Annotated in this window: 19 protein-coding genes and 3 pseudogenes; 10 read left to right on the plus strand and 12 right to left on the minus strand. The window is 73.6% G+C overall.

The window, feature by feature from the left end; translation table 11 throughout:
- Positions 1-414: 414 nt before the first annotated feature.
- Positions 415-1,374, plus strand: coding sequence for a hypothetical protein (locus tag QNO09_RS35715; RefSeq protein ID WP_502962389.1), 960 nt, complete (start codon positions 415-417; stop codon positions 1,372-1,374).
- Positions 1,375-1,525: 151 nt separating this feature from the next.
- Here QNO09_RS35715 and QNO09_RS35720 read toward each other — a convergent pair.
- A pseudogene (locus QNO09_RS35720) lies at positions 1,526-1,705 on the minus strand (TetR family transcriptional regulator C-terminal domain-containing protein); the annotation flags it as partial.
- Between the two features lie 83 nt (positions 1,706-1,788).
- Here QNO09_RS35720 and QNO09_RS35725 point away from each other — a divergent pair.
- Both QNO09_RS35725 and QNO09_RS35730 read left to right on the plus strand, forming a co-directional pair.
- Positions 1,789-2,019, plus strand: a pseudogene (locus QNO09_RS35725) (phosphatase PAP2 family protein); the annotation flags it as partial.
- The gene (locus QNO09_RS35730) at positions 2,016-2,963 is read left to right on the plus strand and encodes a DMT family protein (protein WP_283974399.1); all 948 of its coding nucleotides are present in this window, start codon (positions 2,016-2,018) and stop codon (positions 2,961-2,963) included. The pseudogene QNO09_RS35725 and the gene QNO09_RS35730, both read left to right, overlap by 4 nt.
- Here QNO09_RS35730 and QNO09_RS35735 read toward each other — a convergent pair.
- Complete coding sequence (locus QNO09_RS35735; RefSeq protein ID WP_283974400.1) at positions 2,953-5,004, minus strand: phosphocholine-specific phospholipase C; 2,052 nt, start codon at positions 5,002-5,004, stop codon at positions 2,953-2,955. The genes QNO09_RS35730 and QNO09_RS35735 overlap by 11 nt on opposite strands.
- 377 nt (positions 5,005-5,381) lie before the next feature.
- On the opposite strand from QNO09_RS35735, the gene QNO09_RS35740 reads away from it, so the two are divergent.
- The 3 genes from QNO09_RS35740 to QNO09_RS35750 are packed head-to-tail and all read left to right on the plus strand — an operon-like array spanning position 5,382 to position 7,560.
- Positions 5,382-6,452 (plus strand): Rieske 2Fe-2S domain-containing protein, encoded by a 1,071-nt coding sequence (locus tag QNO09_RS35740; protein WP_283974401.1) that lies wholly within the window; start codon positions 5,382-5,384, stop codon positions 6,450-6,452.
- Positions 6,449-6,628 (plus strand): hypothetical protein, encoded by a 180-nt coding sequence (locus tag QNO09_RS35745; protein WP_283974402.1) that lies wholly within the window; start codon positions 6,449-6,451, stop codon positions 6,626-6,628. The genes QNO09_RS35740 and QNO09_RS35745 overlap by 4 nt, the downstream gene beginning before the upstream one ends.
- A complete protein-coding gene (locus tag QNO09_RS35750; protein WP_283974403.1) occupies positions 6,625-7,560 on the plus strand; it encodes a PDR/VanB family oxidoreductase in 936 nt (311 codons plus the stop codon). The genes QNO09_RS35745 and QNO09_RS35750 overlap by 4 nt, the downstream gene beginning before the upstream one ends.
- A 202-nt stretch (positions 7,561-7,762) precedes the next feature.
- On the opposite strand, the gene QNO09_RS35755 is transcribed toward QNO09_RS35750, so the two are convergent.
- The 7 genes from QNO09_RS35755 to QNO09_RS35785 form a co-directional block, all read right to left on the minus strand.
- On the minus strand, positions 7,763-8,434 hold the full coding sequence (locus tag QNO09_RS35755) for a GntR family transcriptional regulator (protein ID WP_283974404.1): 672 nt from the start codon (positions 8,432-8,434) through the stop codon (positions 7,763-7,765).
- Between the two features lie 41 nt (positions 8,435-8,475).
- Positions 8,476-9,477, minus strand: coding sequence for a proline racemase family protein (locus QNO09_RS35760; protein WP_283974405.1), 1,002 nt, complete (start codon positions 9,475-9,477; stop codon positions 8,476-8,478).
- A 5-nt stretch (positions 9,478-9,482) separates the two neighbouring features.
- Positions 9,483-10,373, minus strand: coding sequence for a dihydrodipicolinate synthase family protein (locus QNO09_RS35765; protein WP_283974406.1), 891 nt, complete (start codon positions 10,371-10,373; stop codon positions 9,483-9,485).
- On the minus strand, positions 10,370-11,734 hold the full coding sequence (locus QNO09_RS35770; RefSeq protein WP_283974407.1) for an FAD/NAD(P)-dependent oxidoreductase: 1,365 nt from the start codon (positions 11,732-11,734) through the stop codon (positions 10,370-10,372). The genes QNO09_RS35765 and QNO09_RS35770 overlap by 4 nt, the downstream gene beginning before the upstream one ends.
- Positions 11,724-12,038 (minus strand): (2Fe-2S)-binding protein, encoded by a 315-nt coding sequence (locus QNO09_RS35775; protein WP_283974408.1) that lies wholly within the window; start codon positions 12,036-12,038, stop codon positions 11,724-11,726. Before QNO09_RS35775 ends, QNO09_RS35770 begins: the two co-directional genes overlap by 11 nt.
- Complete coding sequence (locus QNO09_RS35780; RefSeq protein ID WP_283974409.1) at positions 12,035-13,189, minus strand: NAD(P)/FAD-dependent oxidoreductase; 1,155 nt, start codon at positions 13,187-13,189, stop codon at positions 12,035-12,037. The genes QNO09_RS35775 and QNO09_RS35780 overlap by 4 nt, the downstream gene beginning before the upstream one ends.
- 66 nt (positions 13,190-13,255) lie before the next feature.
- A complete protein-coding gene (locus QNO09_RS35785) occupies positions 13,256-13,915 on the minus strand; it encodes an MmyB family transcriptional regulator (protein ID WP_283974410.1) in 660 nt (219 codons plus the stop codon).
- Between the two features lie 238 nt (positions 13,916-14,153).
- Between QNO09_RS35785 and QNO09_RS35790 the strand changes: the two genes are divergently transcribed.
- The 3 genes from QNO09_RS35790 (at position 14,154) to QNO09_RS35800 (ending at position 15,776) form a co-directional block, all read left to right on the plus strand.
- The gene (locus QNO09_RS35790; protein WP_283974433.1) at positions 14,154-14,813 is read left to right on the plus strand and encodes a helix-turn-helix domain-containing protein; all 660 of its coding nucleotides are present in this window, start codon (positions 14,154-14,156) and stop codon (positions 14,811-14,813) included.
- A 32-nt stretch (positions 14,814-14,845) separates the two neighbouring features.
- The gene (locus QNO09_RS35795) at positions 14,846-15,376 is read left to right on the plus strand and encodes a toxin-antitoxin system, toxin component (protein ID WP_283974434.1); all 531 of its coding nucleotides are present in this window, start codon (positions 14,846-14,848) and stop codon (positions 15,374-15,376) included.
- A gap of 175 nt (positions 15,377-15,551) precedes the next feature.
- Positions 15,552-15,776, plus strand: coding sequence for a hypothetical protein (locus QNO09_RS35800; protein WP_030841139.1), 225 nt, complete (start codon positions 15,552-15,554; stop codon positions 15,774-15,776).
- A 384-nt stretch (positions 15,777-16,160) separates the two neighbouring features.
- On the opposite strand, the gene QNO09_RS35805 is transcribed toward QNO09_RS35800, so the two are convergent.
- Both QNO09_RS35805 and QNO09_RS35810 read right to left on the minus strand, forming a co-directional pair.
- Entirely contained in the window at positions 16,161-16,820 is a 660-nt protein-coding gene (locus QNO09_RS35805) for a 4'-phosphopantetheinyl transferase family protein (RefSeq protein ID WP_283974411.1), read from the minus strand.
- Positions 16,817-17,677, minus strand: a complete 861-nt coding sequence (locus QNO09_RS35810; protein ID WP_283974412.1) for a metallophosphoesterase family protein — start codon at positions 17,675-17,677, stop codon at positions 16,817-16,819. The genes QNO09_RS35805 and QNO09_RS35810 overlap by 4 nt, the downstream gene beginning before the upstream one ends.
- A gap of 254 nt (positions 17,678-17,931) precedes the next feature.
- Between QNO09_RS35810 and QNO09_RS35815 the strand changes: the two genes are divergently transcribed.
- Positions 17,932-19,068, plus strand: coding sequence for an ATP-grasp domain-containing protein (locus tag QNO09_RS35815; protein ID WP_283974413.1), 1,137 nt, complete (start codon positions 17,932-17,934; stop codon positions 19,066-19,068).
- A 285-nt stretch (positions 19,069-19,353) separates the two neighbouring features.
- On the opposite strand, the pseudogene QNO09_RS35820 reads toward QNO09_RS35815, so the two are convergent.
- A pseudogene (locus QNO09_RS35820) lies at positions 19,354-19,440 on the minus strand (alpha-L-fucosidase); the annotation flags it as partial.
- Positions 19,441-19,442: the final 2 nt, after the last annotated feature.

The following is a 19,442-nucleotide window of genomic DNA, read 5'->3' on the forward strand; positions in this document are numbered from 1 at the left end:
GGTCCGACCGACGCCAGGACCCCGGAAGCTGAGCCGACGAGCACCGCGGGGCAGGCAACCGGGCACCCGACGAGCCCCGGGGTCCCTGCCGCAGGCGGGCAGACGGCAGACGCCGGGGACCCGGGTGTCGCAGGGCAGCCGAGCAGGGGCGGGCAGACCGCAGGCGCCGAAGGCCCGGGTGACGCAAGGCAGCCGAGCGGGCCCGGGCAGACCGCAGGCACCGAAGGCCCGGGTGACGCAAGGCAGCCGAGCGGGCCCGGGCAGACCGCAGGCACCGAAGGCCCGGGTGACGCAAGGCAGCCGAGCGGGCCCGGGCAGACCGCAGGCACCGAAGGCCCGGGTGACGCAAGGCAGCCGAGCGGGCCCGGGCAGACCGGCTTCGGGCAGCCGAGCGGGCGCGGGCAGGCTGCAGGCGTGGGGGGCTTTGGAGCCGTCGGGGCTTCGGGTGCGGTCGGGCAGGCGGGGGTCGGGGGGCAGGCGAGCGGTGGCGCGTACCCGGGGGCTGCCGGGTATCCCGCCTATCCCGCCTACCCCGCCGTGCCTCCCGGCGGAAAGGGGCGGCGGCTGCGCACAGGTGCCGCCGTCACCGCGGCCGTGGTCGTTCTCGCCTGCGTCGGTGTGGGCGTGTACGCGCTGACGGACAACGGCGGCGGGAGCGGTTCGCCCACCTCGCAGGGACCGGGCGGGCCGGGCGCACCCGGGGGGCAGGGCGGCCCGTTCGGGGGGCCGGGCGGATCCGGAGGTTCCGGCGGTGACGGCGGCTCCGGGGGCTCCGGGGGCTCCGGGGGCTCCGGGGGCTCCGGCGGGCAGAGTCCGCAGCCCGAGCGGTCCGAGCCGCCGAAGATACGCGGCGGGTCGGTGACCGACGCGCTCAGCGGGATCAGTCTGCCGATACCGAAGGGCTGGTACGGCCAGCAGGCCAACGCCGGCGCGCAGGTGACCTCCGAGGACTCCTACAAGTGCCCCGGCGACACGTCCTCGACCTGCACGAAGGGCGGAGCCTACTCGGCACCGGCCCTGGCCCTCGGCGCCAGGGGCGAGACGGCAGAGGAGATCGCGAAGGCGGACATCGCGGCGAACGCCGAGGAATCCTACGGGGGCAAGTCCTACGGCGGGATCACCTCCCACGACGTGCTGGACTCCAAGGCCGTGACCGTGGCCGGGCAGAAGGGCTACCTGGTCCGCTGGAAGGCGGTGACGAGTAAGGGCGCCGACGGCATCGTGGAGTCGCTCGCGTTCCCCTCCCCCGCGAACCCCAAGCAGATGGTCATCGTGCGGATCGGCGTCGACGCCGACCAGAAGGAGACCGTGCTCGACGAGATCGCCGAGGGCATCAAGGTGTCGAAGGGCGGTGTCAACGGCCAGGACGTCTGACGCCCGGGGCCCGGACACCGAGCGGCCGGGTGGGGCGCCCCTGCCGCTCGCAGGGGCACCCCACCCGGCCGGGGGTGCGCGCCGCCCCCGTCCCCACGGGTCGGCGCGGTCGGTCCACCGTCCGGTCATCCGGCGGACGGCGGCCCGGGTCTCAGGTCAGGCCCAGTGCCGGCAGCACGGCGGCCTCGACGAATCGGACGAGGTAGTCCGGGTCGGCCCACTCGCCCTCCAGGACGGGCCGCACCCGCAGGACGCCGAGCAGCTGGGCCGGGACGTACTCCAGCGCCGGGTGATCGGCGGGCACCTCTCCGCGTTCGACCCCGCGCCGGACTCCTGCTCGTCGCAGGGCTCTTCCTCGTCTACGAGTTCGGCCGTCGGCCGGCCACGGGCCACCCCGACGAGGCCTTCCGCAACGCGCACCGCGTGTGGGAGCTGTGGCCGGCGCATCCGGTGCTGACGCTGCTGGTGATCGTCGGCACCGCGCATCACTACTGGCTCGACGCGATCGTGGCGGCGACCCTGCTGGGCCTGGCTCTCGCCGTGATCGTCCCGCCGCGGCGCACGGCGGCCCCGGCGGGCCGCTCGCGGGGCGGGCCCGCGCCGGCGCGGGCCGAGGAGCGGACGCTCGTGGGAGCCGGCCGATGAACGCCGTGCTGATCGCCGTCGCCCTGTCCCTCGTCTCCGCCGTCGCCTACGCGGCCGCGGCGGTCGCCCAGGAACGGCTCGCCTCCCGCTCCTCCGGTGCGGGCACCCTGCGGTTGCTGGGCAGCGGCGCCTGGTGGTGGTCGGTCGGGCTGAACGCGTCGGCCGCGCTGCTGCACGTCGTCGCCCTCCGGTACGGCCCACTGACCGTGGTCCAGCCGCTCGGCGCGCTCACCCTGGTCGCGGCGGTGCCCCTGGGGGCGCGGATGGCGGGTCGGCGGGTGAGCGCGGTCGAGTGGAAGGGCACCGCACTGACGCTGCTGGGCCTGGCCGCGGTCCTGGTCACGGCGTCCGGACCAGCACCGGACGAGGTGCTGAGCGTTCCTGAGGCGCTGGCGGTGGCGGGCGCCACCGCGGCGCTCATCGGGGGGCTGTCCCGGCCGGGCGCCCGCCCCGGACTGCGGCACGCGACCGCGTCCGGCCTGGCGTCGGGGGTCGCCTCCGCCCTCACCCAGACCGTGACGGTGGCCGCGACGGACCGGACCGGCCCGGTGCTGAGCGTCCAGGTGGTCGGGGTGGCACTGCTCGTGGCGGCTTTCGCGGCCGGCGGGTTGCTGCTGTCGCAGACGGCGTACCGGGGCGGTCTGGGCGGCCCGCTGGCGATGGTCACCCTGGCCAACCCGCTGGCCGCCGCGGTAATCGGCCTGTCGCTGCTGGGCGAACGCCTCCAGGGCGGGGCCGGGGGTGTGCCGCTCGCGCTCGCCGGGGCGGGCCTGGCCTCCTGGGGCGTGGTGCTGCTCAGCCGGGCCGCACCGGCGGCCGTCCCCGTGGACGACGACCATCCGGTGGCCGCCGTTCTGGCCCTGGAACCCGGTTCGGCCGCGGCCGAACCGGCGCTGGTGCCCCGGCCGCACGATCCGGGGCACCTCACCACGGCTACACGGTGATGATCGCCGGGTCGCTCACCCCCGGCCGCCCGTTCTCGACGTGTCCCGCGAACCGCCGCAGGAACGCCTTGTCGCCCTCGGCGGTGACGGTCAGGTCGTACCAGCGGCGGCTTGCGGCGAGTTCCACCGTCCGGCACACCGTCGCGCCCGGGCGGACGGTGACGGTCGAGGGCCGGCCGCCGTAGCCGCTGGAGAGTTTCAGACGGGCCGTGCCGGGGCCCTTGTTGGTGAAGGTCAGCTCGATGTCGTCGCCGGTGTGGCGGGCGGTGACCTCGCAGCCGGCCGTCCCGTTGGAGCCCTTGAAGGCGCGCACGAAGCCGTTCGGGCCGTGCACGGTCAGGTCGTAGGAGCCTCCGGAGTACGCCGAGTTCCAGGTGTCGGAGAGCGTCTTGCCGGCCTCGGTGGTGTACATCCAGGGGCCGTCGGCGCGGTTGCCGGACGTGATGTGGAAGGCGGCGCCGGCCTTCGCGCCGGAGGCGAAGGTGAGGGTGAGCTTCCCGGCGGCCGCGTCGACCGAGGCGTCCACGTGCGGGGCGTACTTGAGGGGCCGGGCGCGGCGCGGACCGCGTTCCTGCCGGGGCATGCGCGGGTCGGCCGGCGGGGTCGGCCGGTAGTCGGGGTGGCGTTCGCGGTCCTGCGGCTCGTAGTCGTCGGTGCCGGGCAGCGGGGCCGGGCGGGGGTCCTTGCGGGAGAAGTCGAAGGCGGCCGTCAGGTCACCGCAGACGGTGCGGCGCCAGGGCGAGATGTTGGGCTCGCGCACACCGAAGCGGCGTTCCATGAACCTCAGGATCGAGGTGTGGTCGAGTGTCTCGGAGCAGACGTAGCCGCCCTTGCTCCACGGCGAGACGACCAGCATCGGCACCCGCGGGCCGAGGCCGTACGGGCCGGCCGTGTTCTTGCCGTCCCCCGGGAAGAGGTCGAGGGAGACGTCGACCGTGGACAGGCCGCGGGAGGCGTCCTTCGGCGGCAGCGGCGGCACCACGTGGTCGAAGAAGCCGTCGTTCTCGTCGTACGTGATGAACAGGGCCGTCTTCGACCAGACCTCCGGGTTGGAGGTGAGGGCGTCCAGGACCTGGGCGATGTACCAGGCGCCGTAGTTCGAGGGCCAGTTGGAGTGCTCGGAGAAGGCTTCGGGGGCGGCGATCCAGGAGATCTGGGGCAGTTTTCCGGCCTTGACGTCGGCGCGCAGCAGGTCGAAGTAGCCTTCTCCGGCCTTGGCGTTCGTGCCGGTGCGGGCCTTGTCGTACCACGGGTCGCCGGGCTGGGCGTCGCGGTACTTGTCGAAGTACAGCAGTGAGTTGTCGCCGTAGTTGCCACGGTAGGCGTCCTGGATCCATCCCCAGGAGCCCTGGGCGTCGAGGCCGTCGCCGATGTCCTGGTAGATCCTCCAGGAGACGCCGGCCCGCTCCAGACGCTCCGGGTAGGTCGTCCAGCCGTAGCCGAGCTCGTCGTTGCCGAGGACCGGGCCGCCTCCGGTGCCGTCGTTGCCCGTGCAACCGGACCACATGTAGTAGCGGTTCGGGTCGGTGGAGCCGATGAACGAGCAGTGGTAGGCGTCGCAGACCGTGAAGGAGTCGGCGAGGGCGTAGTGGAAGGGGATGTCCTCGCGGGTCAGGTACGCCATCGTCGTGGTGCCCTTGGCGGGTACCCACCGGTCATACATGCCGCCGTTGTAGGCCTGCTGGCCGTCGGGCCAGGAGTGCGGCAGGCCCTCCAAGAACTGCATGCCGAGGTCGTCGGCGTCCGGGCGGAACGGCAGGATCTCCTTGCCGTCCTTCTCCTGGTGCCAGACCGGCTCGCCGTTGCCGAGGGTGACCGGACGGGGGTCGCCGAAGCCGCGGACTCCTCTCAGGGTGCCGAAGTAGTGGTCGAACGAACGGTTCTCCTGCATGAGGACGACGATGTGCTCGACGTCCCGGATCGACCCGGTGCGGTGGTTCGCCGGAAGGGCGGCGGCGCGCTGGATGCTGGCCGACAGCGCGCTGAACGCCGTGGTGGCACCCGCGAGTTGCAGAAAGCGGCGCCGGTTGACTTCGGACATGAAGGACAGACCTCTCATCCTGAGGTGCGGGATGGCCGGAGCATGACGGAATCTGCGCGGAAGGAGTGTTTCAGGGACACCAAACGACAAGGAAGGGGCGCGTGACACCCGTGTGAAAGTCGCCGGTACGCCGGGTGCGCCGGGGCGGCACCAGGGGAGGGTGAGGGGCGTGACAGAGACGAAGACGGTCTCCCCGCCGGCGAAACGGCCCGTTCGCCGACGCCTCGCCGCTCCGAGGTACTGCGCCCTGCTGCCGAGGTCACCGCGGCCGGGGACGATCGATACGGCAACCGCTTCCGTGGGGCGGAAGGACCGTTGCGGCGCCGAGAGGTCCGCCCCGACGATGACGGCACGACCAGAGACGGGAGTCAGCGCCCATGCCTCACATGACCGCCTTCGCCAGGAACCAGTGGTACGTCGCCGCCTACAGTCACGAGGTCGGGCGGGAGCTGCTCGGCCGGACGATCCTCGGTGAGACGCTGGTGCTCTACCGGACCGAGGAGGACGGCAACCCGGTCGTCCTGCACGACCGGTGTGTGCACCGCCGCTACCCGCTGTCGGAGGCGCCGACGCGGCTGGACGGCGACCGGATCGTGTGCGGCTACCACGGGTTCACCTACGACACGTCCGGTACGTGCGTGTACGTGCCGGGGCAGAAACGGGTGCCGCGCACCGCCCGGATCGCCTCCTACCCCGTCGTCGAGCAGGACTCGCTGATCTGGGTGTGGGTCGGCGATCCCGCGCTCGCCGACCCGCAGGCCATTCCCCGGGCCCGGCACCTCGACTCCCCCGGCTGGGTCACCGTGCGCGGGATGGAGCCCATCGACTGCGACTACGGCCTGCTCGTCGACAACCTCCTCGACCTCTCCCACGAGACGTACCTGCACGGCGGTTACATCGGCACCCCCGAGGTCGCCGAGACGCCGATCACCACGGAGGTCGACGAGGGCGCCGGGATCGTCCGGGTGAGCCGGCACATGGACGACGCCGAGTGTCCGCCCTTCTACGCCAGGTCCACCGGTATCGAGGGCCGGATCACCCGCTGGCAGGACATCGAGTACCACGCCCCCTGTCTGTATCTGCTGCACAGCCGTATCGCCCCGGTCGGTGTGGTGCCGGAGGCGGACGGCAGCGACCCCCACGGCTTCCACACCGAGATCACCTACGCCATCACTCCCTCCGGTGACGGCACGGTGTACGACTTCTGGGCGGTTTCCCGGGACTGGGCCACGGACGACGCCGAGGTCACCGAGTTCTTGCGGGGCAACAACCACACCGTGGTGATGCAGGACGTCACCGCGCTCAACCTGCTGCAGCGGACGCTCGGCACGGAACGCACCGGCTACCAGGAGCTGAGCATCAACATCGACACCGGAGGTCTGGCCGCCCGCCGTATCCTCGCCCGGCTCGTGGAGCAGGGCGAGAAGCCCGTGGAGCAGGTCCGGTGACGGCTCCCACCGGCGAGATCTACCGCATCGCCTGGCTGCCCGGCACCGACACCCTGCGCGGCACGTGCCACTGCGGCCGGGAGCACACCGCGCAGGACCCGGTCGAGATGTGGGAGTGGATGCTCGCCCATCCGCAGGGGCACCGCGTCGACGAGCCGCGAGGAAACAGCTCATGAGCGTGTACGAGACCGAACTCGTCGTCGAGCGGCGGGAGATCGCGGCCGACGGCGTGCTCGCCCTGACCCTGCGCCATCCGCGGGGCGAGCCGCTCCCGGCCTGGGAGCCGGGCGCGCATCTCGACGTCGTGCTCGCTCCCGGCCTGGAGCGGCAGTACTCGCTGTGCGGCGATCCGGCGGACCGGTCGACCTGGCGGATCGCGGTGCTGCGCGAGAGCCCCGGGCGGGGCGGCTCGGCCCATGTGCACGAGCGGCTCGGCACGGGCGCCGAGGTCCGGGTGCGCGGGCCGCGGAACAACTTCCGCCTGGAGCCCGCCCCTCGCTACCGCTTCGTCGCCGGCGGCATCGGCATCACCCCGATCCTGCCGATGCTGGCGGCGGCCGAGGCGGCGGGCGCCGAGTGGACGCTGCTGTACGGCGGGCGCACCCGCGGTTCCATGGCGTTCTGCGGGCAACTGTCCCGCTACGGCGACCGGGTGACGATCGCGCCCGAGGACGAGACGGGGCTGCTGGACCTGGCCCCGGTGCTGGACGACGTACCCGAGGGCACGCTCGTCTACTGCTGCGGCCCCGGGCCGTTGCTGGACGCCGTCGAGGCCCGCTGCCCGTCCGGGGTGCTGCGGGTCGAACGGTTCCGGCCCAAGGAGCGGGAGACGGGTGGGGACACCGCCTTCGAGGTGGAACTCGCGCGAAGCGGACGCACGTTGACCGTGGAGCCCGGCGTGTCCGTGCTGGACGCGGTGCGCGCAAGCGGGGTCGAGGTGCTGTACTCCTGCACCGAGGGCACCTGCGGCACGTGTGAGACCGACGTCCTGCAGGGCGAGCCGGACCACCGCGACTCGGTGCTGACGGAGGAGGAACGCGCGACGGGCGAGACCATGCTCATCTGTGTGTCCCGCTGCCGCGGCGGGCGGCTGGTGCTGGACCTCTGACCCGAAGGTGCCGCTTTCAACAAGCCTTCACCGCACGTGCATGGACCATGGCTCCGGATGGGCCCTGGGTTCCCGGCTGAGCACGTCCGTACCGCCTGCGCACAGCCTGTCGGAGCACCTCAGCCGGTCCCACAGGGGGAGCCATGCGTCGTCTGCCCGTCGGCCTCACGGCCTTGTCCGTCCTGGCCTCGGTGGATGCCCGTCAGGGCGCGGCCCACAGGCCCCGGACATGTCCGAGGTGCCGGCTCATCACGGCCCGTACGGCCTCCTCGTCGCGGGCGAGCAGCGCGTCCAGGATCTCCAGGTGTTCCTCGGCCGACGCCACCAGCCGCCCCTGTTCCGCCAGCGCCGTCAGCCCGTAGAGCCGGGAGCGGCGTCTGAGGTCGCGTACGACGTCGACGAGATGGCCGTTGCCCGCGAGCGCCAGCAGCCCGAGGTGGAAGCGCAGGTCGGCCTCCACATAGGCGATGAGATCGCCGGCCGCGGCGGAGGTGACGATCTCCCGGGCGACCGGGCGGAGCGCCTCCAGGGCCACCGGGTCGGCCGTGCGGGCCAGTTCGGCCGTGGTGGGGATCTCGATCAGTGCCCGGATGTGGGTGTACTCGTCGAGCTGCCGCTCGGAGACGGCGGTGACGCGGAACCCCTTGTTGGGCACGGTGTCGACCAGGCCTTCCTTCACCAGGTCGAGCATGGCCTCGCGCACGGGTGTGGCGGAGACGCCGAAGCGGGCGGCGAGACCGGGGGCCGAGTAGATGTCACCGGGCCGCAGTTCGCCGGCGATCAGGGCGGCCCGCAGCGCGTCCGCGACCCGCTCCCGGTGGCTGGGCTTCCTGCTGCCCAGTACGGGCAGGGCGGGGGTGTGCTGCGGGGCCATGACGGTCGGGGTTCCTCTCGTGGTCGGGTGCGCGGGCCGGTCTACAGGACGAACCCCGCCGGGAACGGGTCGTCGGGGTCGAGCAGGTACTGGGCGGTGCCGGTGATCCAGGCGCGTCCGGTGAAGCTGGGCAGGACGGCCGGCCGGCCGGCGACCTCGGTCGTGCCGAGCAGTCTGCCGGTGAACCGGGTGCCGATGAAGGACTCGTTCACGAACTCGGTGTGCAGCGGGAGGGCGCCGCGCGCGTGCAGTTGTGCCATGCGGGCGCTGGTGCCGGTGCCGCAGGGCGAGCGGTCGAACCAGCCGGGGTGGATGGCCATGGCGTGCCGGGAGTGGCGGGCGGTCGAGCCGGGGGCGGCCAGGTAGACGTGGTGCAGGCCGTGGATGGACGGGTCCTCCGGGTGGACGGGCGGGTCCTCGGCGTTGACGGCGGCCATGAGGGACAGGCCCGCGGCGAGGATCTCGTCCTTGCGGGACCGGTCGAAGGGCAGGCCGAACCGCTCCAGCGGCAGGACGGCGTAGAAGTTGCCGCCGAAGGCCAGGTCGTAGGTCACCGTCCGGCCGTCGGCGAGGGTGGCCTCGCGGTCGAGGCCGACGGCGAAGGAGGGCACGTTCCGCAGGGTGACCGCCTTGGCGGCCCCGTCCTCGACGGCCACCTCGGCGACGACCGGGCCCGCGGGGGTGTCGAGCCGGATGGTGGTGACCGGCTCGACGACCTCGACCATGCCGGTTTCGACCAGCACGGTCGCCACGCCGATGGTGCCGTGACCGCACATCGGCAGATAGCCGGAGACCTCGATGTAGACGACGCCCCAGTCGCAGTCGGGCCGGGTCGGCGGCTGGAGGATCGCGCCGCTCATGGCGGAGTGACCGCGCGGTTCGTTCATCAGCAACTGTGTGATGCCGTCGCGGTGTTCGCGGAACCACAGCCGCCGCTCGTTCATGGTGGCGCCGGGGATGGTGCCGATGCCGCCGGTGATCACGCGGGTCGGCATGCCCTCGGTGTGCGAGTCGACGGCGTGCAGGACGAGTCCGCTGCGCATGGTCCTCAGCTCGATCCGGCCGCGACGGCCATCTCCGTGGCGGCGCGCACCGCCGCCTCCTGCTCGGGCAGCAGCGCCGTGCGGGGCGGACGGCAGGGTCCGCCGCGGCGGCCCACGAGGTCCATGGACAGCTTGATGGCCTGGACGAACTCCACCCGCGAGTCCCAGCGCAGCAGCGGGTGCAGCCGCCGGTACAGGGGCAGCGCGGTGTCCAGGTCGCCCCCGACGGCGGCGCGGTACAGCTCGACGCAGGTACGGGGCAGCGCGTTGGGGTAGCCCGCCACCCAGCCCGTGGCGCCCGCCACCGCCAGCTCCAGCAGGACGTCGTCCGCGCCGATCAGCAGGTCCAGCTCGGGGGCGAGTTCGGCGATCCGGTAGGCCCGGCGGACATCGCCGGAGAACTCCTTCACCCCCTGGATGTGCCCCTCGCCGTGCAGCCGCGCGAGCAGTTCGGGCACGAGGTCGACCTTGGTGTCGATCGGGTTGTTGTACGCGACGACCGGCAGGCCCGAACCGGCGACCTCGGCGTAGTGGGCGACGACGGAGCGCTCGTCGGCGCGGTAGGCGTTCGGGGGCAGCAGCATCACCGCGTGGCAGCCCGCCTCGCCGGCCTGCTCGGCCCAGCGGCGCGACTCGGCGGACCCGTACGCGGCGACGCCGGGCATCACGCGTTCCCCGCCGATCGCGGCGACGGCCGTCTCGACGACCCGGGCCCGCTCTTCGACGGTGAGCACCTGGTACTCGCCGAGGGAGCCGTTCGGTACGACACCGTCGCAGCCGTTGTCGACCAGCCAGGCGCAGTGCTCGGCGTACCGGTCGTAGTCGACGCAGAGGTCGTCGTCCAGCGGGAGCGCGGTGGCGACGAGGACGCCGCGCCAGGGGCGGTGATCGGTCATGACGGTCCCTCCTGGGGATGGGGGTGCGCGAGGACGCCGAGCGGTACGGGACGGGCGAACGGACGCCTGGCCGGGGTGGGGGCACAGCCGGCGAGACCGGCGACGGCGGTGCCGCACATCCGGCCCTGACACCAGCCCATTCCGGCCCGGGTCAGGAGTTTCACGGTGCGTTCGTCGCCCGCTCCGAGGTCCAGTGCCTCGCGCACGGCCCCGGCGGTGACCTCCTCGCAGCGGCAGATCACGGTGTCGTCGGTGAGCTGCTCGGCCCAGTGCGCGGGCGGTGGGTAGGCGGCGTCGAGGGCGGCGGCGGAACGTCTGAGCCGTGCGCGGGAGGTGAGGGCGGCGGGAGCGGGGTCGGGGGCGGTGTCCCGCAGGTGCGCGGCGGCGGAGCGGCCGGCGATGTGGCCCTCGGCGAGGGCGAGGGCGGCGCCGCCGATGCCGGTGGCCTCACCGGCCGCCCACACTCCGGGGACGTCCGTGCGCTGCCCGGTGTCGACGGCCACGGCGAACCCGTCGAGGCGGCAGCCGAGGCTCTCGGCGAGGTCGGTGTGCGGGAGCATGCCGTGGCCGGCGGCCAGGGTGTCGCAGGGCAGGTGCCGCTCGGTGCCGGGCCGGACGCGCCCGTCGGTGTCGAGGGCGGCGACGGTGACGCCGGTCAGCCGGTCGTCGCCGTGGGCGCGGACGACGGTGTGGCGGGTGAGGACCGGCACCCGGTGGCGCAGCAGCCGGGCGGCGTACCCGGCTCCTTCCGGGAGTTTGCCCGCCAGGGCCCGGCCGTGGCGGGCGAGGCGACCGGGGGCGGCCGACTCGACGAGGGCGGCGACCTCGACGCCGGCGGTGGCGAGTCCGGTCGCCACGGGCAGCAGCAGCGGCCCGGTCCCGGCCACGACCGCCCGCCGCCCCGGCACCACGAGCCCGCCCTTGAGCATGGCCTGGGCTCCCCCGGCCGTGACGACGCCGGGGAGGGTCCAGCCGGGGAAGGGCAGCACTTGCTCGTAGCCGCCGGTGGCCAGGAGTACGGCGCGGGCGGGCACCTCGACGGGCTCCTCCCGCTCGGGCCCGAGCAGCGCGTGCACGGTGAAGCCGTCCGGGGTGCGCTCCACGGTCCAGACGTGGTGATCCGTCAGCACGCGTACGGCACTGGCGGCGAGCCCGTCCCGCAACCGCTCCCAGGTCCGCCATCGGTGGTGCAGCGCCTCGGGCCGCCCGGCGCCGAGTCCGGCGGCGGGCTGCCGGTAGAACTGTCCGCCGGTCCGCGTCGCGGCGTCGACGAGCGTGACCCGTACGCCGCGCGCGGAGGCCGCCAGGGCGGCGGCGAGCCCGGCCGGTCCGGCGCCGATCACGGCGAGGTCAGTCCGCATGTGCCCCCTCCTCGTGGCCCGTTCCGTCCTGCGTGCCGATCACGTCCCCGGGCCGCACCGGCACCAGGCAGGCCCGTTGATTGGGGCGGCCGTTGACGGTCACCAGGCAGTCGAAGCAGACGCCGATCCCGCAGAACACCCCGCGCGGACGGCCCTCGCCCCGGGTGGCGCGCCAGGAGGTGACGCCTGCCGTCCACAGCACGGCGGCGACCGTCTGCCCGGGCAGCGCCTCGACCGGCCGCCCGTCGAAGGTGACCGTGAAGGCGGGGCCGGGCCTGGCGTCCGCGAGCTCCAACGGGTTCACTCGGCCTCCTCGGTGAAGCGGTCGGGCCGGAACGGGCCGAGGTCCAGGTCGGGTGTCCGTCCGGTCAGCACCTGCGCGACGAGGTGCCCGGTGCCGGTGGCGAGACCGATGCCCGCGCCTTCGTGCCCGCAGGCGTGGAAGAGCCCGGGCGCCCTCGGGTCGGCGCCGATCGCGGGCAGGTGGTCCGGCAGATACGGCCGGAAGCCGGCGTACGTCCGCAGGGCCCGGACGCCGGTGAGGAACGGGAAGAGCCCTGTCGCCCCCGCCGCGAGCGCGCGCAGCGCCGGGAGGGACACTGACCGGTCGAAGCCGACCCGTTCACGGCTGGCGCCGATGAGGACCGGCCCGGCCGGGGTGCCCTCCACCACCGGGGAGGTCTGCAGCGCCGCCGAGTCGCTGGCGACGTCGGCCACGTAGTCGGCGGCGTACACCTTGTGCCGGATACGGGGCGGCAGCGGTTCGGTGACCAGGACGAAACCCCGCCGGGGCAGCACCGGCAGGGTGACCCCGGCGCGGGCCGCGACCTCGCCGCCCCAGGTGCCGGCCGCGTTGACGACCGCGGGCGCGTGGAGGTCGCCCCGGCCGGTCCGCACGCCGCGCACCGCGCCGCCCGGGCCGCGCAGGACCCCGGTCACCTCCCACCCGGTGAGCACCCGGGCCTTCGAGGCGCGCAGCAGGTGCGCCGCCGCGAGGGCGGGCATCACCTGGGCGTCCTGCGGGTAGTGCACGCCGCCCGCGAGACCGGGGGTGAGGTGCGGCTCCAGGTCGGTGAGCCGGTCGGACGGCACCGGGACCGCCTCGACCCCGGCCGCGCGCTGCTCGGCGGCGCGTTTCGCCAGCCCGGCCAGTGCGCGCTCGGTCGCGGCGACGACGACACCGCCCTTGGCCTCGTACTCGACGGCCGTTCCCAGTCCCTCCCGGGCCAGATCGGCCCACAGCCGGGCGGAGAGGAGGGCCAGTTCGAGTTCCGGTCCGGGTTCCTTGTCGGAGACGAGGAGGTTCCCCTCCCCCGTCCCGGTCGTCCCGCCGGCCACCGGGCCCCGGTCCACCACGACGGTGTCCAGGCCTGCCCGGGCCGCGTACAGTGCGGCGGCGGCGCCGACCACACCGGCTCCAACCACCACGACATCGCAGGTCAGCGACTCGCTCACGCCAGTACTATGTCACACACCACAAAACCCGGGAAGAGTGCCGCGAGGGCGGGCGCACGGGACCGGTCAGTCGGCCGCGGGGACGACGCTCAGGTGTGCGGCGCTGCGGCGGGTGCGGCGCTCCCGGGCCGGAGCGCGGCGGGCCTCGCGCAGGACGAACGTGACCCGGGCGCAGCCCAGTTCGTCGAGTGTCCTGGACGTCTCGACCACGATCCGGCATTCGGTGGCACCGCGGCGCGGATCCGGGTGCAGCAGCGGCCGTACGGCACCGTCCTGCTCGACGGCCCCCTCGCCGACCGCGCGGATCCAGTGCGGCAGGCCGTGCCGGTAGGCGGCCTCCATGATCGGGTCCTGGGCGATGTCGCGGCGGATGGCCTGCAGGCCGTGGTCGGGGCCGTGGCTCTCCACGGTCCGCGCGAAGTGCGCGAGCATCGGCAGGCACCAGCTCGCCTCGTGCTCGCCGAGCACCGCGGGGGCGTCGGGGTGGAACAGCACGAACCTGAGGAAGTTGTCGTCCGGCATGGCCGTCGGGTGTGGGCCGACCTCGCGAAAAAGTGACCGGAAGGCGCCGTTGGTCAGCACCACGTCCCAGCAGTGGTCGACGACGAGCGAGGGGAAGGGGACACCCTCCAGAAGCCCGGCGTAGTCCTCCAGGTAGGCCTGGGCCTCGGGAGTCTCGGGGACGGGCCGCGGTGCCGGCCGCCGCCCTCCTGCCTGATGTGCCATCGGGAGGTCACCCCTCTTGCCTGTGCGGCCTTGACGCGGCGTCCCGATCCTGCTGCCCCTAGCTGAGGCGTGTCAACTATCGTGGCATTTCATGCCGGTTGACGGCTGAAATTGGCCACAGTTGTGGCGAGACCTGGATGTGAGTTCGAAGCACCGGCTACGCTCCGGGAAGTTAACGCCGGGGTAGGTCACGGCATCCACTTGTGAGAAGCCTGTGAGATACGTAGGAGATCTGTCGGTGACGGGTGGCTTCGTCGAGGGTCCGAGCGCCACGCGTACGGCCGTGCTACCGGCCGTCGTCTCCCGTGTCGCCGCGCTCGCCGACCGGCTCGGCGTGCCGCACGCCGAGGTCTTCGACACCGGCCGGCTGTCCGTCGCCTCCGGCGTCCCGGAGGCGGTGGTCAAGGCGCTGCTCAGCGGCCGGCCCGCGGGCGAGCCCGATGTGCAGGCCCGGTTCCTGCAGCGCCTGGACCTGTTGCGCCGGACCCGGCTCAAGCCCAACGGCCGCAAGTACACCCAGCAGGAGATCGCCGACGGTGCGGGCATGTCCCGCCAGCAGGCCGGCGCCCTCATCAACGGCGACCGGCGGCCGACCATGGAGCACTGCGACGCCCTCCAGCGGTTCTTCCGGGTGCATGCCGGCTTCCTGACGGCCGAGGACCCCGAGGCGCTGGTGAGCGCCCTCCAGCACACCGAGCAGGAGCTGCTGCAGAAGCTCGCCGACCGCGAGCGGGAGGCGTCCGCGGCGGCGGACGACCCGCTGGAGCGGCTGTTGCAGGACCACGGCGTGCGCGGTATCGCCTGGCGGGCCGCGCAACTGCCCACCGACCAGCATCGCGACAAGGTCGCGGAGTGGCTGGACATGCTCCTGGAGAGCGTCAAGCGGCCCGAGTCGTGACCGTGGGGAGAACTGTGGGCATCGGTAAGGAAATGCGCCGCCTGTGCGGTGAGCTGGTCGCGGAGCTGACCCTCCCCGCGCCGGCTCGGCCCGACGAGCTGTACGCCGCCCTGTGCGACGGCATGAGCAGACGCCGCGGTCGCCCCGTCCTGTTCCGTACGGCCGCCTTCCCGCCCGGGACCGCCAGCGGGCTCTGGCTCGACATGGCCGAGCAGGACCTCGTCGTGATCGAGGAACGCACCGCTCCCGATCACCAGTTGGTGATCCTCGGCCACGAGCTGTGGCACATGAAGGCCGGGCACTGCTCCCACCACGTCGGGGGCGCCGCCGTCGCGGCCCGGCTGCTGGACGACGGAGCCGACCTCCAGGCGACCGTGCTGAAGGTCGCCGCGCGCACCCGCTTCGACCGTGACGACGAGAAGGAGGCCGAGAGCTTCGGTCTGCTGCTCGCCAGCAAGTGCCGGGCCTGGCTGGCCGGTTCGTCGTCGCGGGGGCCGGTGCAGCGGGACCACCTCGCGGGGCGGATCGAGGCCTCGCTGGGGTACCGCGGGCCGCAGGGCTGACGGGCCGTCCCCGGCGGCGACCGGTGTGTCCGCCTCCGCCGAGCGGGCGAACCGGAGGGCGGCCGGGCCGGATTGTCAGTGGTGGGCGGCAAGCTGGAGGTGCGCCACCGCTGTGCGGGGCGTGCGCGCCGCGAGGGCGCTTGACCGACGACGCCGACACGGGGAGAGCCGACCGATGCCCACCGCCGTTCTGACCGATCGTGAACGCACCGCCGTCCAGGCCTATCTGCGACTGCTGCACACCGTCCGGGCCGCCTTCGACCTGGAGGGCGGCCCGCCGCTCGTCCCGCCCGCGGTGCTCGCCGAGGCGGAGCAGGCCTTGGAGCGCGCCGGGCTGACCGGCAACGAGGAGGCGTTCTTCCGCCTCCTGGAGAACTGGTGCCCGGAGCCGGGCCCCTGACCCGGGGCACGCACGGGGGTTGCCGGAGCGGCGAGGACGGCCCGGGCCGTCTGCCCTGAACCGGTCCCGGAGCCCGGCGGTCGCCCGGCCGTGGACGGGACGCGGACCCGGATCCCGCGAGGCCCGGTGCCCTCCGCCGCGACGCCCACCCGGACCCACCGGCCCTCGCCCAGCCCCCGGTCGGGACGCGCCAGCCGGGTCCGGCTGCCCTAAAAGGCCGGGGCCCGTGGCCGGGCCGCGAGGGCGCGGTGCCCTCCGCCGCGACGCGGATCCGGGCCCACCGGCCCTCGCCCAGCCCCCGGTCGGGGCGCCAGCCGGGTCCGGCTGCCCGAAGAAGCCGGACCCGTGGTCGGGATGACCTGACCCGCGCCGACGCGGAGCGGGTCAGGCGTGCGGTACCGCGATCGCCGTCGCGATCAGACCCCGCCCGGCCGTCCAGCGGCCCTCGAAGTGGGTGAGGCGGCGGGCGCCCACGCGCGGGCCGGGGACGAGCAGTGCCGCGCGGAAGGTGCCGTCCGCGGTGAGCTCGATGTCGGCCTCCATGAAGTCCAGCCACTTCCTGGTGAGGGGGAACCACGCCTTGTAGACGGATTCCTTCGCGCTGAACAGCAGCCGGTCCCAGTGGATGTCGGGGCGTTCGGCCGCGAGCCGCCGCAGCCGGCCGGCCTCGGTCGGCAGGGACACGGACGACAGGACGCCCTCCGGCAGTGGGGCGTGGGTCTCGGCGTCGATGCCGAGGGAGGCGAGGTCGGCGGTGCGGACCAGCGCGGCGGCGCAGTAACCGTCGCAGTGGGTCATGCTGCCGGTCAGCCCCTCCGGCCAGCGGGGGGCGCCGCGTTCCCCCGGCAGGATCGGCCGCGGCGGCACGCCGAGCTTCTCCATGGCGCTGCGGGCGCAGGAACGCACGACGGCGAACTCCCTGCGCCGCTTGGCGACCGCCCGCGTCATGAGCGCCGCCTCCTCGGGGTGGAGCGGCGTGGCCGCGTCCTCGTGGCCGTACGCCTCCACGGTGACCGCGGCTTCCGGCAGCAGTTCCTCGATCACCGCTCCTCGCCCTCCCCCGGCAGGATCGTCCGCAGCCGCCCCGGCGGCCCGGACCGCTTGCGCCACTCGCGCGGGTAGCCCACCGACACCTCCTCGAAGCGCACGCCCTCGTGCCAGGTGGTGCGGGGGATGTGCAGATGGCCGTAGACCATCGTCTGGACGCGGAACCTGCGGTGCCAGTCGGCGGTCAGGTCCGTGCCGCACCACATGGCGAACTCGGGGTGCCACAGGACGTCCATCGGGTGCCGGTGCAGCGGGTAGTGGTTGACGGGGATCACGGGCAGGTCGCCGGGCAGTTCGGCGAGCCTGCGTTCGCTCTCCGCGACCCGGGCCCGGCACCAGGCCTCCCGGCTCGGGTAGGGGTCGGGGTGCAGCAGATACTCGTCGGTGCAGACGATCCCGGTGCCCTGCGCGTACTGCAGTCCCTGCTCCTTGGTGGCGCAGCCGGCCGGCAGGAAGGAGTAGTCGTACAACAGGAAGAGCGGGGCGACCGCCACCGGGCCGCCGGGGCCTTCCCAGACGGGGTAGGGATCCTCGGGTGTGGTCACTCCGAGTTCGCGGCACAGTTCGACCAGGTACGCGTAGCGGGCGGCGCCGCGCAGGGTCACGGAGTCGCTCGGGTGGGTCCACAGCTCGTGGTTGCCGGGCGCCCAGACGACCTTGCGGAAGCGGCCCGAGAGCGTCTTGAGGGCCCAGCGGATGTCCGCCACGGTCTCCGCGACGTCACCGGCCACGAGCAGCCAGTCGTCGTCCGTCCCCGGCCGCATGCCCTCGACCAGGGCACGGTTCTCCGGGTACCCGATGTGCAGATCGCTGACGGCCAGCAGTTGTGCGGCTCCACCGGCCGTCGACATCACCCTTCGCCCCCTCCGCGCACCCGGACGCCACCAAGAGATCACATCCGTGCGACCGGGACAAGGGCGGCCCGATCGCCGTGGTAGGAGAAATCCTTCACACGCGCGTTGCACGGCGGGGCCCGCCGAAGCCGTATGATCTGGCCCAACACCACCGCTTGGAACTTCCCTTCACAGGGGCGGTTTGGTGTCCCTCCATTCTTCTGCCCGGGCACGGGCTGCTCAGCCCTGCCCGCGAACCGTGAAAGGCGGCCTGCATGGTCTCTCGCGTACGCGTCTGGCTCAACCGCACGTACGCGGAGAACGTGTTCTTCATGGATCAGCTGCGGAGAAATCCCAGCGACCGGGCCGTCGAGATCCATGCCACCCACGGCGACCCCGACTCGCCCGTGCTGGCCGCCGCCGACACCGCCGAGCTGGAACCCGAGAACCTCTCCCCCGCCGGATATGTCGAATACGCGCTGGACCAGTGCGCGCGACGCGGGATCGACGTGTTCGTGCCCCGGCTGCACCAGTCGGCGATCGTGGCGCACCGCGCCGAGTTCGAGGCGGTCGGCACGGCCCTGCTGGCGCCGCCGCCCGAGGCCGTGGCCGTCTTCCACGACAAGGTGATCGCCTACGAGGCGGTCCAGGCGATCGGGGTACCGGTGCCGCCGTGGTACCGGGTTCGCTCGGAAGACGAACTCGTCGCGGCCGTCGAGGAGTTGGAGGCCGACGGGCACAAGGCGTGCTTCAAGCCGGCGTCCGGGGCCGGCGGGGTGGGCTTTCGTGTGATCACGCGTACGCCCTTCTCGCTGATGCATCTGAGCGGGTTCCCCAGCCCGTACGTGCCGCTCGATCTGGTGCTGGAGGCGCTGCGGGGTGCCGAGGAGCCGGTGGACTGGCTGGTGATGCCGCGGCTGGAGCAGCCCGAGGTGTCGGTGGACTGCCTCACGGGCCCGGACAATCTGGTGCGGCTGGCGGTGGGCCGCACCAAGAACGGCCGCCGCCGGGGCTTCACCCTGCACGAGCAGTGGCTGGACCCGGCCCGGCGGATCGCCGAGGGTTTCGGTCTGCACTACCTGTCCAACATCCAGTTCCGGATGTTCGGCGACCGGCCGGTCCTCATGGACGTCAACACCCGCCCGGCCGGCGGACTGCACCAGCTGTCCCTGTGCGGCGTCAACGCCCCCTGGGCCGCGGTGCGGCTGGCCCTCGGGGAGGACCCGGGCGAGATGGCTCCGCCGTTCCTGGGCCAGGACTACACGGTGGTGTCGGGGCCGCGTCCGCTGCGGCCGGTGTCGCTGCCGCAGCAGCGGCCGGAGGCAACGGAGCCGCTGCCGGGCGTGCCCGCGCCCCCGTCGGCGGAACCGGTCGGCCCCGTCGGAGCGGCGGCTCAGGCGCTGCCCCTCTAGGCCCGGGCGGCAAGTGCCTCGCACCACGGGGGGGCCGTCGACACCGTGGTGGTCGCAGCGTTCCGAGGAGTCCTTGATCTCCTGCGGGTCGGCGCTGGGGCGTGCAGGTGGGCCGGTGGGCCGACCGCGCCCCGGCGAACGTCGGCCGGTGACCGGCGAGCGGCCCGCGGTGTCCCGGGAGTCGGCGTGACGACTCCCGGGAGCCGGGCGACCCGTCGCCGGGGGCGTTCCGCTGCAGGATCATGGGCCGATTCGGCGGTCAGAAGCGGCCCTCGCCCCGGTACAGGATTCCTGGACGCCGTCGACGGCGTAGATGCCCCAGTGGACGAAGATCCCGAGTTTGGCGTCCTCGAACCACGGCTGCATGGCCATGA

It is taken from the genome of Streptomyces sp. 378, assembly GCF_030124145.1.
GTDB lineage: Bacteria > Actinomycetota > Actinomycetes > Streptomycetales > Streptomycetaceae > Streptomyces.